This window comes from Streptomyces sp. NPDC051207, assembly GCF_040682395.1.
In the GTDB taxonomy this organism is placed as follows: Bacteria; Actinomycetota; Actinomycetes; order Streptomycetales; family Streptomycetaceae; genus Streptomyces.
In genome coordinates this window covers 214,652-229,992 of the sequence record NZ_JBFBAX010000001.1, presented here as the reverse complement: position 1 = coordinate 229,992, position 15,341 = coordinate 214,652, and the positions used below count along the sequence as shown (strand labels likewise).

Below are 15,341 nucleotides of genomic sequence, written 5' to 3'. Positions count from 1 at the left end.
CGCCGTCGTCAGGCGCTCGCGCGCGCCGCCATGCGGGCCTTGCGCGCCGCCAGCTTCTCGTCGAACTTGGCGGCCTCGGCGTCCAGGCCGTCCATGTACATGCCCAGCTCCTCCTGCGCCTTCACGCCCTCGGGGCCGAGACCGTCGATCTCCATGATCCTCAGGAAGCGCAGCACCGGCTGGAGCACGTCGTCGTGGTGGATCCGCAGGTTGTAGACCTCGCCGATGGCCATCTGCGCCGCGGCCCGCTCGAATCCGGGGATGCCGTGGCCGGGCATGCGGAAGTTGACCACGACGTCCCGCACGGCCTGCATCGTCATGTCGGGGGCGAGTTCGAAGGCGGCCTTCAGCAGGTTGCGGTAGAAGACCATGTGGAGGTTCTCGTCGGTCGCGATGCGCGCCAGCATGCGGTCGCAGACCGGGTCGCCGGACTGGTGGCCGGTGTTGCGGTGCGAGATGCGGGTGGCGAGTTCCTGGAAGGCGACGTAGGCGACCGAGTGCAGCATGGAGTGGCGGTTGTCGGACTCGAAGCCCTCACTCATGTGCGACATGCGGAACTGCTCCAGCTTGTCGGGGTCGACGGCGCGCGAGGTGAGCAAGTAGTCGCGCATCACGATGCCGTGCCGGCCCTCCTCGGCGGTCCAGCGGTGCACCCAGGTGCCCCAGGCGCCGTCGCGGCCGAAGAGGGAGGCGATCTCGTGGTGGTAGCTGGGCAGGTTGTCCTCGGTGAGCAGGTTGACCACGAGGGCGATGCGGCCGATCTCGGTGACCTTCGACTGCTCCTTCTCCCAGGCCTCGCCGTCCTCGAAGAGGCCGGGGAAGTTGCGGCCGTCGCTCCACGGGACGTACTCGTGCGGCATCCAGTCCTTGGCGACCTGCAGATGCCGGTTGAGTTCCTTCTCGACCACTTCCTCCAGTGCGTGCAACAGCTGGGCGTCGGTCCAGGTGCCGGCGGGGCTGCCGAGGTGGGGAGTGGTGATCGTCATAAAGGCTCCATCGGGACTGCTGAGCGGAATGCGGGAACCTACGGAATCGTAGGCTACGTTTCCGTAGGTTACGAGGCCGTAGGTTAGTGTGACGTAAAGACGCCTGATCAACCGGGTGATGGTCAAGGGCGGTCGGCGTGTCGCCCCGGAGCACGACGCGGCCCCCGACCGCAGGCCGGGGGCCGAATGAGGCGTTCCGTTCAGGGGTTCAGGCGTACAGCTCCCGCAGGCGCACCGAGAGACATGTCACACAGCCCTCCAGCTTCTCGAACTCGCCGATGTCCACCACGACCGGCTCGTGGCCGAGGTCGGCGAACAGCTCCGCCGTCTTCGGGGCGCTCGCGGCCATCAGCAGCTTGCCGCCGCCGAGCAGCACGACGTGCGCGCCGGACTCCTCGGGCACCGGCAGGAAACGCGGGAACAGCGACGGCACGTCCATCTTCGGGATGTGCCCGACGACCGTGCCGTCCGGCAGGGCCGTGACCGCCGACTTCAGGTGCAGCACCTTGCTCACGGGCACGGCGACCACCCGCGCGCCCAGCGGTTCGAAGGCGGCCCGCAGCTGCTGGACGCCGGCCGCGTTGGTGCGTCCGCCGCGGCCGACGTAGATCGTGTCGCCGATCTTCAGGACGTCGCCGCCGTCCAGGGTGCCGGGCTCCCAGACCCAGTTCACCGAGCAGCCGAGGCGGGCCACCGCCTCCTCGACGCCGGCCGTCTCGGGGCGCCGGGACTCGGCGCCGGGCCGGGCGATCAGCGCGACGTTCTTGTAGACGACGACCGTGTCCTCGACGAACACGGCGTCGGGGCAGTCGTCGGCCGGATCGACCTCGACGGTCTCCCAGCCGTTGCCGCGCAGCGCCTGCGCGTACGCCTCCCACTGCTCGACCGCGAGATCGACGTCGACCTTCTCCCGGTCGATGTGCGTCACCAGCCCTTCGGCGAGGCGCGGACCGGGGCGGCGGACGAGGGCCTTCTTGCTGGGCACGGGAATGTCTCCGGATCGAGGACGTGCTGGTGGGGCCATCATGCGGCACAGGGGGCGAAGAGGCGCATCCGGCCTGCCGTCGTACGCCCCCGGTGATCATGGGGGCGCCCCGTCGGCCGACGTGCGCCGCCGATGCGCCCCGTGCGCCGTTGGCGGCCATCATGCCCGCCGGGCCCGGGCGGGCAAAACCCTCGGGGCCGGGCTGTGGCCCTCCCGAGATGCTGCGCCAAGAACGGGGCGGGCGCCGAGCGGCTGCCGCGGTGCCCCTTTCGGAGGCCACCCCGGCAGCCGTCCCGCCGCCCGCTCGGTCGGCCCCCTAGGCGGAAACCCCGACAGCCTCCGGCGTGGTTTCCCTCAGCTCGCCGTCCAGTTCCAGCCAGCGCGTGATGCCGAGCGACGCCAGGAACGGCAGGTCGTGACTGGCCACGACCAGCGCGCCCTCGTAGGACTCCAGGGCCGTGGTGAGCTGCCGGACGCTCGCCATGTCGAGGTTGTTCGTCGGCTCGTCCAGCATGAGCAGCTGCGGCGCGGGCTCCGCCAGCATCAGCGCGGCCAGCGCCGCCCGGAAGCGTTCGCCGCCGGACAGCGTGCCGGCCTGCTGGTCGGCGCGGGCGCCCCGGAACAGGAAGCGGGCCAGCCGCGCCCTGATCCGGTTGTTGGTGGCGCCCGGCGCGAACCGGGCCACGTTCTCGGCGACCGACAGCTCCGCGTCGAGCACGTCGAGGCGCTGCGGCAGGAACCGCAGCGGCACGTGCGCCGTCGCCTCGCCCGACACCGGAGCCAGCTCCCCGGCGATCGTGCGCAGCAACGTCGTCTTGCCCGCCCCGTTGCGCCCGATCAGCGCGACCCGCTCCGGGCCGCGCAGCTCGAAGGCGCCGGCCACCCGGGCCCCGTACACCAGCTCCAGATCCCGCAGCGTGAGGACGTCGCGGCCCGGCGGCACGGCCGTGAACGGCAGGTCGATACGGACCTCGTCGTCGTCCCGCACGGCCTCCGCCGCCTCGTCCAGCCGCTCCTTCGCCTCGGCGAGCTTCTCCTCGTGCATGATGCGGTGCTTGCCCGCGGACTCCTGCGCCGCGCGCTTGCGCGCCCCCATGACGACCTTGGGCTCACGCTTCTGGTCCCACATCTTCTGCCCGTACCGCTTGCGCCGGGCCAACTTGACCCGGGCGTCGGCCAGTTCGCGCTTCTGCTTGCGCAGGTCGGCCTCCGCGACGCGCACCATGCGCTCGGCGGCGTCCTGCTCGACGGCCAGGATCTCCTCGTACGCCGAGAAGTTCCCGCCGTACCAGGTGACCTCCCCGTCGCGCAGATCGGCGATCCGGTCGACGAGGTCCAGCAGCTCGCGGTCGTGGCTGACCACGATCAGCACGCCCGGCCAGGACGCGACGGCCGCGTACAGCCGCCGCCGCGCGTACAGGTCGAGGTTGTTCGTGGGCTCGTCCAGCAGCAGCACGTCCGGTCCGCGCAGCAGCAGCGCGGCCAGCCGGAGCAGCACCGACTCGCCGCCAGAGACCTCGCCGACGGTGCGGTCCAGGCCGATGTGGCCGAGGCCCAGCTCACCGAGCGTGGCCAGGGCGCGCTCCTCGACGTCCCAGTCGTCGCCGAGGGTCTCGTAGTGCTCCTCGGTGACGTCGCCCGCCTCGATGGCGTGCAGCGCGGCCCGCTTGGCGGCGATGCCGAGCGCCTCGTCGACGCGCAGTGCGGTGTCGAGCGCGACGTTCTGCGGCAGGTGACCGACCTCGCCCGTGACGCGGACGGTGCCGTCGACCGGGGTGAGTTCCCCGGCGATCAGCTTCAACAGGGTCGACTTCCCCGATCCGTTGGCGCCGACGAGCCCGGTGCGGCCGGCGCCGAACGCGGCGTCGAGGCCGTCGAAGACGGGCGTCCCGTCGGGCCAGGCGAAGGACAGGGAGGTACAGGTGACGAAAGTAGACATGCTGCCTCGCGGTTGCTCGGGGCGGTCAGGGGCAATCGCGTATCGAGACACCGCGAGGCACGACCGGCAGCCGGAAGGGAGGGCACGCATGAGGAAAGCCCTGTTCCGCAAGGACGGCTCGAACGCCGAGGTCGCACACGACGCACACCCCACACGGGTGTGACTCGGTGTCTCAGGACCTCAGAGGAGCAACGTCCTTCTCCCATCGACGGCAACAGGACCGCCATTCACCGTAGGAGGGGGCGGGTGGGGTGTCAACGCATTTCCGCGCCGCCCGCCCGACTTCCCGAGGAGGCCCCGTGTTCCACGGTTCGCTCGCCCTGCCCGCCCGGCTCCAGCTGCTGGCGCGCGACGCCACGGGGCCGCGGACGGCGCGCCACCTGGTACGGGCCGGCGCCCTCACCGAACTGGCCCGCACCGGGCTGCTCGTCGACGACGACGGCATCGCCACCCCGGCCGACCTGGACTCCGCCACCGGGGACGCCGTCCTCGACGGCCTGCTGGGACTCGTCCGCGAGTCCCTGCCGCACCCCTGGCGCGTCTGGGTGACGCTGCACGCCCGCATCACCGCGGACGCCGTGCGGGAGCAGCTGGTCGCGGCCGGGTACGTGCGCGCGGAGCGGCACCGGGTGCTCGGGCTGTTCCCGTCCGTGGAGTACGCGCCCGCCCGGGCCGCCAACGTGGCCGCGCTGCGCGAGCAGGTCACGCGTGTGCTCGACGGCCCGCTGCCGGCCGGGGAGGTCTCCGAGGCCGACGCGGCACTCGTCGCCCTCGCCGTGGCCGCCGAGCCGGGCACGCTGGTGCCGGACGGGGACCGCGCCCGCCTGGAACGGCGCGTCCAGGAGCTGACCGGGCGCGCGGCACAGGCACCCGGCCTGGGGTACGTGCTGCCCGAACTGTGCGCGGCACTGTCGTCGCAGCCGGTGCCGTCGGTCCGCTGAGCGGAGGCGGAGAGCCGCTGTTCCGCTGAGCGGTGACACGGAGAACCACCGGTCCGCTGAGCGGCGGTACGGGCAAGCGCCGGTCCGCTGAGCGAAGGCAGTGAGAGGAACGCCCTCAGCAGGCGTCGCGCATCAGCTCCGCCAGGTCCTGGTCCAGGTCGAGGTGGCGGTGCTCCGTGCCGGCCGGTACGGCCTCGCCCGTCGCGTCCAGGAACCGGCGTACGTCGTCCGAGCGGACGTGCACGACGGCGGTGCCCTCGGGGGCGTGGAACTCCAGCACCGTGTGGTCGTCCCCGTAGGGACGCACCCGGACGTCGCCGTGGCCCTCGGGCGCGGACATCCCGTCGGCGAGCAGCTCACGGGCGAAGGTCCAGCAGACCTCGACGCCCTCCAGGGTGGCCGGGGCCGGGAACGTCATGCGGACGGCGAACGGGTCGCGCCGGTCGTAGTGCAGCGTGGCGGGGATGCTCGGCACGCGGGGCGCGGCGGCCACGAGGCGGGCCTGGACGAGCTGCTCGATGACGATGGACAACGCCTTGCTCCTTGTGACGGCTGGCAGGACTCCCGGGGCGGACGGGCCGTGCACTGGATGAGACGACGGAATGCTCCACTCCGTGCACACGGGGGGCGAGTGACCTCTGTCACCGCCTTCATGCGTGACACCCGGCACTCCGTTCCCGCCTGCCCCGTACGGCAGTTGCGCCCCGGCGGCACCCGGCCCGTACGCTCGGCGTCACCATGACGACCGTACGCATTCCCGCGGGCTGGCCCGCGACCGAGGAACAGGCCCGCGCCGTGCAGGACCGACTGCGCGGGCGCGTGGTGCTCGACGAGCCGGGCCCGCCGCCCGGCACGGGCCACGTCACCGGCGTCGACGTGGCCTACGACGACGGACGGGACGTCGTCGCCGCCGCGGCCGTCGTGCTGGACGCGGCGACGCTGGAGGTCGTCGGCGAGGCCACCGCCGTCGGCCGGATCTCCTTCCCGTACGTGCCCGGCCTGCTCGCGTTCCGGGAGATCCCCACCTTGCTGGCCGCCCTCGACGCCCTGCCCTGCCCGCCCGGCCTGGTCGTCTGCGACGGCTACGGGCTCGCCCACCCGCGCCGCTTCGGCCTCGCCGGCCACCTCGGCGTCCTGACCGGCCTGCCCACCATCGGCGTCGCCAAGAACCCCTTCACCTTCACCTACGACGAGCCGGACACGCCGCGCGGCAGCCGGTCCGCGCTGCTCGCGGGCACCGAGGAGGTCGGCAGCGCGCTGCGCACCCAGGACGGCGTCAAGCCGGTCTTCGTCTCCGTCGGCCACCGCACGAGCCTGTCCAACGCCTGCGCCCACACCCTGGCCCTCACCCCGGCCTACCGGCTCCCGGAGACCACCCGCAGGGCGGACGCCCTGTGCCGCGCGGCGCTGCGGCAGGCGACCGGTATCTGAGTACGTCCCCGGTACGCCCCCTGAGTACCCGTACGGATCCGCGGGCACCGGCATCCCCGGCAGGCTGACGCCATGACAACGCACCGAGCCACCGAGCCTGCCGCCCGTTCCAGCCAGCCGGTCGGGCGCGCCGTGACCGTCGCGCTCGTGTGCGCCGTACTGGCCGGACTCGCCTGGATCGCCGGGATGATCCACACCGTCGCGGCGTGGTAGCGGCGCCGGGGCGTGGCCGGTGCGGCGGCGGCCGTCACCGCTCGGCGACCACCCGGAAGCGGATCCCGGCCGCGCGCAGCCGGTCGGTCAGCGCGTCGCCCATCGCCACCGCCGTGGTGACCTGACCCGCAGTCTCCGGCAGGTCGTCGAAGGCCAGGGACAGCGCCGACTCGGCGAACATCTTCGCGGTCTCCCCATAGCCCGGGTCACCGCCCGCGACCTCCGTGTACACCCGCCGGCCGCCGCCCTCGCCGACGAAGCGCACGGAGAACCAGCTCCTGGCGCGCTTCTCCGGCCCCGGGCCCTCGCCGGGCCTGAGCCGGTCCGACAGCCAGCGCCGGGCGGGCGGCAGTTGGGCCGCCGCCAGCAGCCCGCCCACGGCTGCCGCGCCGCCCACCGCGACGGGCAGGCGCCGCACCGCCGCGTAGTGCCGGTAGCAGAAGTCGGGGCCGTAGCGGTCCAGGGCCTTCGCGGAGCGCCGCACGATCTGCGGGTCGATCGTCGGCAGCGGCAGCGCCCACGCTCCGACCGCCTTGGCGAAGTGCGGCACACCCGTCGGGGCCACCGCCCGCCGCCCCACCAGCCGGGGCTCGTGCCGGCGCCGTTCCAGCGCCGCGTTCCGCATGCCGCGCACGCGCGCGAACTGGTTGAGGGCGGAGGCGAACGTCCCGCCCGAGAGGGTCGCGTCGACGGTCACGAACCCCCCCACGCTCAGCGGCACGCCCTGCGGCAGCTGCCGCACCGTGAAGTACACGCCCAGGTCGTGCGGCACGGCGTCGAACCCGCAGGCGTGCACCAGCCGCGCCCCGGTCTCACGCGCGCGTGCGTCGTGCCGGACGTACATCAGGTCCACGAACTCCGGCTCGCCCGTCAGATCCAGATAGTCGGTGCCGGTGTCCGCGCAGGCGGCGACGAGTTCCTCGCCGTACGTCACATAGGGGCCCACGGTCGTCGCCACGACGCGCGCGTGCTCCGCGAGCCGGCGCAGCGAGGCCGGGTCCGACACGTCGGCGCGCAGCACCCCGGGCTGCGCGTCGCCCGGCAGCCGCTCCCGCAACCGCCGCAGCTTGTCCTCGCTGCGTCCGGCGATCGCCCAGCGCAGTCCCTCGGGCGCGTGCGCGGCGAGGTAGTCCGCGGTGAGCGTCCCGACGAAGCCACTGGCCCCGAAGAGGACGATGTCGTACGGACGGCCCGCCCTGTCCAGCCTGCTCATGACACCCCTCGCTCCACACGACGCCGTTGTCGGTGGCCGAGGGTACATCCCGCCCGTCCGGCCCTTGAGGACGAGGCGCGAAGCGCCGATGGGAGGTCTGGGGGCACCGCCCCCGGGACGCCCGCAGCAGCACCCCGCACCGGTAGGCTAAGCGCTTGCTTGCCCACCTCTTGTGCCAACCGACGGACGTCCATAGCATCGCCGGTGTTACATCACTTGTGTCACAGTCCAGCTGGGGGCCCGATGACAGCGGCACCACCTCCCGCGCACGGCCCGCTCACCGGCGTGCGCGTGGTCGAGCTGGCCGGTATCGGCCCGGGCCCGTTCGCCGCGATGCTGCTCGGCGACCTCGGCGCCGACGTCGTCCGCGTGGACCGCCCCGGCGGGCCCTCACTCGCCCTCGACCCGGATCACGACGTCACCAACCGCAACAAGCGCTCGGTCGTCCTGGACCTGAAGACGCCCGACGGTCCGGCCCGCGTCCTCGACCTCGCCGCACGCGCCGACATCCTCATCGAGGGCTACCGCCCCGGCGTCGCCGAACGCCTCGGTGTCGGCCCCGCCGACTGCCACGCCCGCAACCCGGCGCTGGTCTACGGCCGGATGACCGGCTGGGGGCAGCACGGCCCCCTCGCGCAGCGCGCCGGGCACGACATCGGGTACATCGCGCTGACCGGCGCCCTCGGCATGACCGGCGCCCCGGGCACCCCGCCGCCCGCCCCGGCCAACCTGCTCGGGGACTACGCGGGCGGCGCCCTCTACCTCGTCGTCGGCGTCCTCGCCGCCCTCCACCACGCGCGCGCGAGCGGCACCGGGCAGGTCGTGGACGCCGCCGTCGTGGACGGCACCGCCCACCTGTCCACGATGATCCACGGCATGCTCGCCGCGGGAGCCTGGCAGGACCGCCGCGCCGCGAACCTCCTCGACGGCGGCGCGCCCTTCTACGGCACGTACGAGACGGCCGACGGGCAGTACATGGCGGTCGGCGCCCTGGAGGAGCGGTTCTACGGCGAGTTCACCGAGCTGCTCGGCCTGCCCGACACCGTCCCGGACCGCGCGGACGCCGCCCGCTGGGGCGAACTGCGCGAGGCGGTCGCGGCCCGCTTCAAGAGCCGTACCCGCGACGAGTGGACGGCCGTGTTCGAGGGCTCCGACGCGTGCGTGGCGCCGGTGCTGGCGCTGTCCGAGGCCCCGCACCACCCGCACCTGGCGGCCCGCGGCACCTTCACCGAGCACGGCGGCATCACCCAGCCCGCCCCCGCGCCCCGCTTCTCCGCGACCCCCACCGCCGTCCGCACCGGCCCGGCCCGGCCCGGCGACGGCGCGGCGGACGTGGCCCGCGAGTGGGACGTGCCCGCCCTCCTGCCCGACGACGCCCCGCACGTCCCCGGCACCACGGACACCCGGACCACCACGGAGACCGGCACCACCAAGGACACCCCGCACACCCCGGTCACCGGCCCGGACCGCCCCTGACCCGCTCGGCCGAACCCTCCTGGAAAGGCGTACCTGTGAGCACCGAAGCGTACGTGTACGACGCGATCCGCACCCCGCGCGGTCGCGGCAAGGCGAACGGCGCCCTGCACGGCACGAAGCCCGTCGACCTGGTCGTCGGCCTCATGCACGAGATCCGCGCCCGCTTCCCGGACCTGGACCCGGCCGCGATCGACGACGTCGTCCTCGGTGTCGTCGGCCCGGTCGGCGACCAGGGCTCCGACATCGCCCGCATCGCCGCGATCGCCGCCGGACTGCCCGACACGGTCGCCGGCGTGCAGGAGAACCGCTTCTGCGCGTCGGGCCTGGAAGCCGTCAACATGGCCGCCGCCAAGGTCCGTTCGGGCTGGGAGGACCTCGTCCTCGCGGGCGGCGTCGAGTCGATGTCGCGGGTGCCGATGGCCTCGGACGGCGGCGCCTGGTTCAACGATCCGATGACGAACCTCGCCACCAACTTCGTGCCGCAGGGCATCGGCGCCGACCTCATCGCCACCATCGAGGGCTTCTCCCGGCGCGACGTGGACGAGTACGCGGCCCTGTCCCAGGAGCGCGCGGCCACCGCCTGGAAGGAGAACCGCTTCGAGCGGTCCGTCGTCCCGGTGAGGGACCGCAGCGGCCTCGTCGTCCTCGACCACGACGAGCACATGCGGCCCGGCACCACCGCCGGCTCCCTGGCCAAGCTCAAGCCGTCCTTCGCCGACATCGGCGAACTCGGCGGCTTCGATGCCGTCGCGCTGCAGACGTACCACTGGGTGGAGAAGATCGACCACGTCCACCACGCGGGCAACTCCTCCGGCATCGTGGACGGCGCCGCCCTCGTCGCCATCGGCTCCAAGGAGGCCGGCGAGCGCAACGGCCTGACCCCGCGCGCCCGGATCGTCTCCGCCGCCGTCTCCGGCTCGGAGCCCACCATCATGCTCACCGGACCCGCGCCCGCCACCCGCAAGGCGCTCGCCAAGGCCGGCCTGACCATCGACGACATCGACCTGGTCGAGATCAACGAGGCGTTCGCCGCGGTCGTGCTGCGTTTCGTGAAGGACATGGGCCTGTCCCTGGACAAGGTCAACGTCAACGGCGGCGCCATCGCCCTCGGTCACCCGCTCGGCGCGACCGGCGCCATGATCCTCGGCACGCTCGTGGACGAACTGGAGCGCCAGGACAAGCGGTACGGCCTGGCCACGCTGTGCGTCGGCGGTGGCATGGGCATCGCCACCGTCGTCGAGCGCGTCTGACCCCCCGCGGACCACGAGACTTCCGAGACTCTTACGGAGACCCCCTGTCATGACCGAGAGCACCACGATCCGCTGGGAACAGGACGACACCGGCGTCGTCACCCTCGTCCTCGACGACCCCCACCAGTCGGCGAACACCATGAACCGGGCGTTCCGGGAGTCGCTCGCCGCGATCACCGACCGGCTGGAGGCCGAACAGGACAGCATCCGGGGCATCATCGTCACCTCGGCCAAGAAGACCTTCTTCGCCGGCGGCGACCTGCGCGACCTGATCCGCGTCACCCCGGACACCGCCCAGGACCTCTTCGACGGCGGCATGGCCATCAAGCGCAACCTGCGCCGCATCGAAACCCTCGGCAAGCCCGTCGTCGCCGCCCTCAACGGCGCGGCCCTCGGCGGCGGCTACGAGATCGCCCTCGCCTGCCACCACCGGATCGCCCTCGACGCGCCCGGCTCCAAGATCGGCTGCCCCGAGGTCACCCTCGGCCTGCTGCCCGGAGGCGGCGGCGTCGTCCGCACCGTGCGCATGCTCGGCATCACCGACGCCCTGCTGAAGGTGCTCCTGCAGGGCACCCAGTACAGCCCGCGCCGCGCCCTCGACAACGGCCTGGTGGACGACATCGCCGAGACGCGCGAGGAACTCCTCGCCAAGGCCCGCGCGTTCATCGACGCCCACCCCGAGTCGCAGCAGCCCTGGGACCGGCCCGGCTACCGCATCCCGGGCGGTACGCCGTCGCACCCCAAGTTCGCCGCCAACCTGCCCGCGTTCCCGGCTAACCTGCGCAAGCAGACGAACGGCGCGCCCTACCCGGCGCCGCGCAACATCATGGCCGCCGCCGTCGAGGGCGCCCAGGTCGACTTCGAGACCGCCCAGGTCGTCGAGGCCCGCTACTTCGTGGAACTCGCCGCCGGGCAGACCGCGAAGAACATGATCCAGGCGTTCTTCTTCGACCTCCAGGCCGTCAACTCGGGCGCCAACCGCCCCCAGGGCATCGAGCCCCGCACGGTCACCAGGGTCGCCGTCCTCGGCGCGGGCATGATGGGCGCCGGCATCGCCTACTCGTGTGCCCGCGCCGGCATCGACGTCGTCCTCAAGGACGTCTCCGCGCAGGCCGCCGCCAAGGGCAAGGGCTACTCGGAGAAGCTGTGCGCCAAGGCCGTCGCCAAGGGCCGCACCACGCAGGAGAAGGCCGACGCGCTGCTCGCCCGCATCACGCCCACCGCCGACCCGCAGGACCTCGCCGGCTGCGACGCGGTCATCGAGGCCGTCTTCGAGGACACCGCCCTCAAGCACAAGGTGTTCCAGGAGATCCAGCACGTCGTCGCCCCCGACGCGCTGCTGTGCTCCAACACCTCCACGCTGCCCATCACGGTCCTCGCCGAGGGCGTCGAGCGGCAGGGCGACTTCATCGGGCTGCACTTCTTCTCACCGGTCGACAAGATGCCGCTGGTGGAGATCGTCAAGGGCGAACGCACCGGCGACGAGGCCCTCGCCCGCGCCTTCGACCTGGTCCGGCAGATCAACAAGACGCCGATCGTCGTCAACGACTCGCGCGGCTTCTTCACCTCCCGCGTCATCGGGCACTTCATCAACGAGGGCGTCGCCATGGTCGGCGAGGGCATCGAGCCCGCGTCCGTGGAGCAGGCCGCCGCGCAGGCCGGCTACCCCGCCAAGGTGCTCTCCCTCATGGACGAACTGACGCTCACCCTGCCCCGCAAGATCCGCGCCGAGTCCCGGCGGGCCGTCGAGGAGGCGGGCGGCACCTGGTCGGCACACCCCGCGGAGGCGGTCGTGGACCGCATGGTCGACGAGTTCGGCCGCACCGGCCGCAGCGGCGGCGCCGGGTTCTACGACTACGACGACAGCGGCAGGCGCACGAACCTGTGGCCCGGCCTGCGTGAGCACTTCACCAGGCCGGGGTACCGGATCCCGTTCGAGGACATGCAGGAACGCATGCTGTTCTCCGAGGCGCTGGACACCGTACGGCTGCTGGAGGAGGGCGTGCTGACGTCCGTCGCCGACGCCAACATCGGCTCCGTCTTCGGCATCGGCTTCCCCGGCTGGACCGGCGGCGTCCTGCAGTACATCAACGGCTACGCGGGCGGACTGCCGGGTTTCGTGGCACGCGCGCGTGAACTCGCCGAACGCTACGGCGAGCGGTTCACGCCGCCCGCGCTGCTGGTGGAGAAGGCGGAGAAGGGCGAGACCTTCACGGACGCCGCCTGACCTCTCTCGCGCACCGCACGACCGGAGGGCCGGGCTCAGCGCCGGACCCACCGGTCGTGCGGCCGTACCAGCGGGACGACCGGGTTCCACGTGCGGCCGGCCACCTCCATCCGGATCGTCACCCGGCGCGGCCCGTCACCGGTCCACCCACGCCCGCAGCTCCTCCCGCAGCGACCGCTGGAACGCCGTCAGCAGCGCCTGCACCACGATGGGCTGCATGTGCGCCGACAGCGACCGCACGTCCTCGGCGTCCCGCTCCGACGTCTCGCCGCGCAGCAACTGCGACAACTCGTGCGCGGCGGCACGCGCGTGCTCGGTGAGGACGGTCCGCGCGGCGCGGATCGCCTCCTGCGACAGCGGCACGTCCAGCAGTTGCACGCCGAGCCGCAGCAGCCCGGAGTCCACGCGGAAGTCCTTGCCCTCGCGCGTGACGACGTCCATCGCCACCAGCCGCTCCACGTCACCGTCGTCCAGCGCCCGCCCGGCCCGCCGCCGCAGCTCCTCCAGGGACACGAGCGCCACGGAGTCGGGCGCCCAGGAGGCCACCACGGCCCGGTGGATGGCGAGGTCGTCGGCGCTCAGGTCCGCGGGCAACTGCTCCAGATAGCGTTCGATGCCGGCCAGCGTCATGCCCTGCCGCTGCAGCTCCTCGATGAGCGCGAGGCGGGCCAGGTGCTCCCGGCCGTAGCGGCCCACGCGGCGCGGCCCGAGTGCCGGCGGCGGCAGCAGGCCCCGGGTGCCGTAGAAGCGGACCGTGCGGACCGTGACGCCGGACCGTGCGGCCAGCTCGTCGATCGTGAGGGTCGGCTGCTCGGTGTCGGTCGTCATGCGCAGCAGTATCACTGTCTCACCAGAAGTGTGAAACCCTCCGGCGGCCTCCGCCCCGCCCCCGCCGCCCCCGTGACATGCCGTGCGAGCCACCCCCGTGGCAGACCCTGTGAGATGTCCCGCTCTGTGACGTACCCCACCGCCTGCCAGGGCGTTCCTCGGGGAAGGTGGCCCCGTGGTCTGTGCCCGCACCACGGAGCGCCGACCATGGCACATCCGGACACCCGGGCGCGACCCGCCCGGGCGGCACCAGAGAGTGGAACCACCCGTGAGCAAGGACGCCGTGCACACGGCACAGGCCGAGCCCCGCACCAAGGCGGCCCGGACGCCCGCGGACGCGGGCGACGCCGGTTACAGCAAGGACCTCAAGGCCCGCCACGTCAACATGATCGCCATCGGCGGCGCGATCGGCACCGGACTCTTCCTCGGCGCCGGAGGACGCCTCCATTCCGCGGGCCCGGCGCTCGCGCTGGCGTACCTCGTGTGCGGCGTCTTCGCGTTCTTCGTCGTCCGCGCCCTGGGCGAGCTGGTCCTGTACCGGCCGTCCTCCGGCTCCTTCGTGTCGTACGCGCGCGAGTTCCTCGGCGAGAAGGGCGCGTACGTCGCCGGCTGGATGTACTTCCTGAACTGGTCGACGACCGGTATCGCCGACATCACCGCCATCGCGCTCTACACGCACTACTGGAGCCTGTTCACCGACATCCCGCAGTGGGCGCTGGCGCTGGCCGCCCTCGCGGTCGTCCTCGCCGTGAACCTGATCTCGGTGAAGATCTTCGGCGAGCTGGAGTTCTGGTTCGCGATCATCAAGGTGGCCACGCTCGTCGCCTTCATGCTGATCGGCGTCTTCCTGCTGGCGACACGGCACGGGGTGGGCGGCGGGACACCCGGCCCGAGCGTGATCACCGACAACGGCGGTGTCTTCCCGCACGGCGTGCTGCCGGTCGTCCTCGTCATGCAGGGCGTGATCTTCGCGTACGCCGCGCTGGAGCTGGTCGGCGTGGCGGCGGGCGAGACGGCCGAGCCGGAGAAGGTCGTCCCGCGCGCGGTGAACTCGATCATGTGGCGCGTGGGCCTCTTCTACGTGGGCTCGGTCGTCCTCCTCGCACTGCTGCTGCCGGGTTCGGCCTACTCGGCGGACCAGAGTCCCTTCGTGACGGTCCTGTCCAAGATCGGCGTTCCGGCGGCCGGCGACATCATGAACCTGGTGGTCCTCACGGCCGCGATGTCCTCGCTCAACTCCGGTTTGTACTCCACCGGCCGCATCCTGCGCTCCATGGCCGCGGCGGGCTCGGCCCCGAAGTTCACCGCCGTGATGAACCGCAGCCAGGTCCCCTACGGCGGCATCCTGCTCACCTGCGCGGTGTGCGTGCTCGGCGTCGGCCTCAACTACCTCGTGCCGAGCCAGGCCTTCGAGATCGTGCTGAACGTCGCCTCCCTCGGCATCATCAGCACCTGGGTGATCATCATGATCTGCCACCTGGTCTTCGTCCGCCGCGCCAGGGCGGGCACCCTCACCCGCCCCGCCTTCCGCCTCCCCGGCAGCCCGGTCACGGAAATCACCACGATCGCCTTCCTCGTGGCGGTCCTCGGCCTGATGGGGAACGACCCCGGGGTCGGCCGCAAGACCCTGCTCCTCGTCCCCGTGATCGCGGCGATGCTGGTGGCGGGCTGGTACGGGGTGCGCCGCCGGGTGAACCGGAACGCGGACCGCGAACTGACGGAGCTGACGAAGTCCACCTGACGCACCCTCAAGGGCGCGGGCCCCGCCGCCCGCGCCCGCCCCGGGTGGGCCGCCGCGGGCACACCCGCCCCGAACGGCCCCCTTCTGCACGCCAGTTGGCCGATGTACCGT

13 protein-coding genes are annotated in these 15,341 nt (G+C 72.7%); 7 read left to right on the top strand and 6 right to left on the bottom strand.

Translation table 11 applies throughout. The annotated features are described in order from the left end of the window. Positions 1-8 precede the first annotated feature (8 nt). From AB0M97_RS01045 to AB0M97_RS01035, 3 genes are all read right to left on the bottom strand, one after another. Positions 9-986, bottom strand: a complete 978-nt coding sequence (locus AB0M97_RS01045) for an acyl-ACP desaturase (RefSeq protein ID WP_365958540.1) — start codon at positions 984-986, stop codon at positions 9-11. A 208-nt stretch (positions 987-1,194) separates the two neighbouring features. Beyond that, a complete protein-coding gene (gene ddaH, locus AB0M97_RS01040; protein WP_365958539.1) occupies positions 1,195-1,971 on the bottom strand; it encodes a dimethylargininase in 777 nt (258 codons plus the stop codon). A gap of 316 nt (positions 1,972-2,287) precedes the next feature. Then, a complete protein-coding gene (locus tag AB0M97_RS01035) occupies positions 2,288-3,910 on the bottom strand; it encodes an ABC-F family ATP-binding cassette domain-containing protein (protein WP_365958538.1) in 1,623 nt (540 codons plus the stop codon). Positions 3,911-4,209: 299 nt separating this feature from the next. On the opposite strand from AB0M97_RS01035, the gene AB0M97_RS01030 reads away from it, so the two are divergent. Beyond that, entirely contained in the window at positions 4,210-4,851 is a 642-nt protein-coding gene (locus tag AB0M97_RS01030; RefSeq protein ID WP_365958537.1) for a GPP34 family phosphoprotein, read from the top strand. Positions 4,852-4,966: 115 nt separating this feature from the next. On the opposite strand, the gene AB0M97_RS01025 is transcribed toward AB0M97_RS01030, so the two are convergent. Next, positions 4,967-5,383 (bottom strand): SsgA family sporulation/cell division regulator, encoded by a 417-nt coding sequence (locus AB0M97_RS01025; protein WP_365958536.1) that lies wholly within the window; start codon positions 5,381-5,383, stop codon positions 4,967-4,969. Positions 5,384-5,589: 206 nt separating this feature from the next. Between AB0M97_RS01025 and AB0M97_RS01020 the strand changes: the two genes are divergently transcribed. Both AB0M97_RS01020 and AB0M97_RS01015 read left to right on the top strand, forming a co-directional pair. Further along, on the top strand, positions 5,590-6,282 hold the full coding sequence (locus AB0M97_RS01020; RefSeq protein WP_365958535.1) for an endonuclease V: 693 nt from the start codon (positions 5,590-5,592) through the stop codon (positions 6,280-6,282). Between the two features lie 72 nt (positions 6,283-6,354). Continuing rightward, the gene (locus AB0M97_RS01015) at positions 6,355-6,495 is read left to right on the top strand and encodes a hypothetical protein (protein ID WP_365958534.1); all 141 of its coding nucleotides are present in this window, start codon (positions 6,355-6,357) and stop codon (positions 6,493-6,495) included. Between the two features lie 34 nt (positions 6,496-6,529). On the opposite strand, the gene AB0M97_RS01010 is transcribed toward AB0M97_RS01015, so the two are convergent. Next, entirely contained in the window at positions 6,530-7,708 is a 1,179-nt protein-coding gene (locus AB0M97_RS01010; protein ID WP_365958533.1) for a saccharopine dehydrogenase NADP-binding domain-containing protein, read from the bottom strand. Between the two features lie 243 nt (positions 7,709-7,951). On the opposite strand from AB0M97_RS01010, the gene AB0M97_RS01005 reads away from it, so the two are divergent. The 3 genes from AB0M97_RS01005 to AB0M97_RS00995 are packed head-to-tail and all read left to right on the top strand — an operon-like array spanning position 7,952 to position 12,661. Next, a complete protein-coding gene (locus AB0M97_RS01005; protein ID WP_365958532.1) occupies positions 7,952-9,184 on the top strand; it encodes a CaiB/BaiF CoA-transferase family protein in 1,233 nt (410 codons plus the stop codon). A 35-nt stretch (positions 9,185-9,219) separates the two neighbouring features. Next, positions 9,220-10,434, top strand: a complete 1,215-nt coding sequence (locus AB0M97_RS01000) for an acetyl-CoA C-acetyltransferase (RefSeq protein ID WP_365958531.1) — start codon at positions 9,220-9,222, stop codon at positions 10,432-10,434. A 49-nt stretch (positions 10,435-10,483) separates the two neighbouring features. Further along, positions 10,484-12,661 (top strand): 3-hydroxyacyl-CoA dehydrogenase NAD-binding domain-containing protein, encoded by a 2,178-nt coding sequence (locus AB0M97_RS00995; protein ID WP_365958530.1) that lies wholly within the window; start codon positions 10,484-10,486, stop codon positions 12,659-12,661. A 135-nt stretch (positions 12,662-12,796) separates the two neighbouring features. On the opposite strand, the gene AB0M97_RS00990 is transcribed toward AB0M97_RS00995, so the two are convergent. Then, on the bottom strand, positions 12,797-13,489 hold the full coding sequence (locus AB0M97_RS00990) for a MerR family transcriptional regulator (protein ID WP_365958529.1): 693 nt from the start codon (positions 13,487-13,489) through the stop codon (positions 12,797-12,799). A gap of 268 nt (positions 13,490-13,757) precedes the next feature. Here AB0M97_RS00990 and AB0M97_RS00985 point away from each other — a divergent pair, with 268 nt between their 5' ends. Continuing rightward, complete coding sequence (locus AB0M97_RS00985) at positions 13,758-15,230, top strand: amino acid permease (protein WP_365958528.1); 1,473 nt, start codon at positions 13,758-13,760, stop codon at positions 15,228-15,230. Positions 15,231-15,341: the final 111 nt, after the last annotated feature.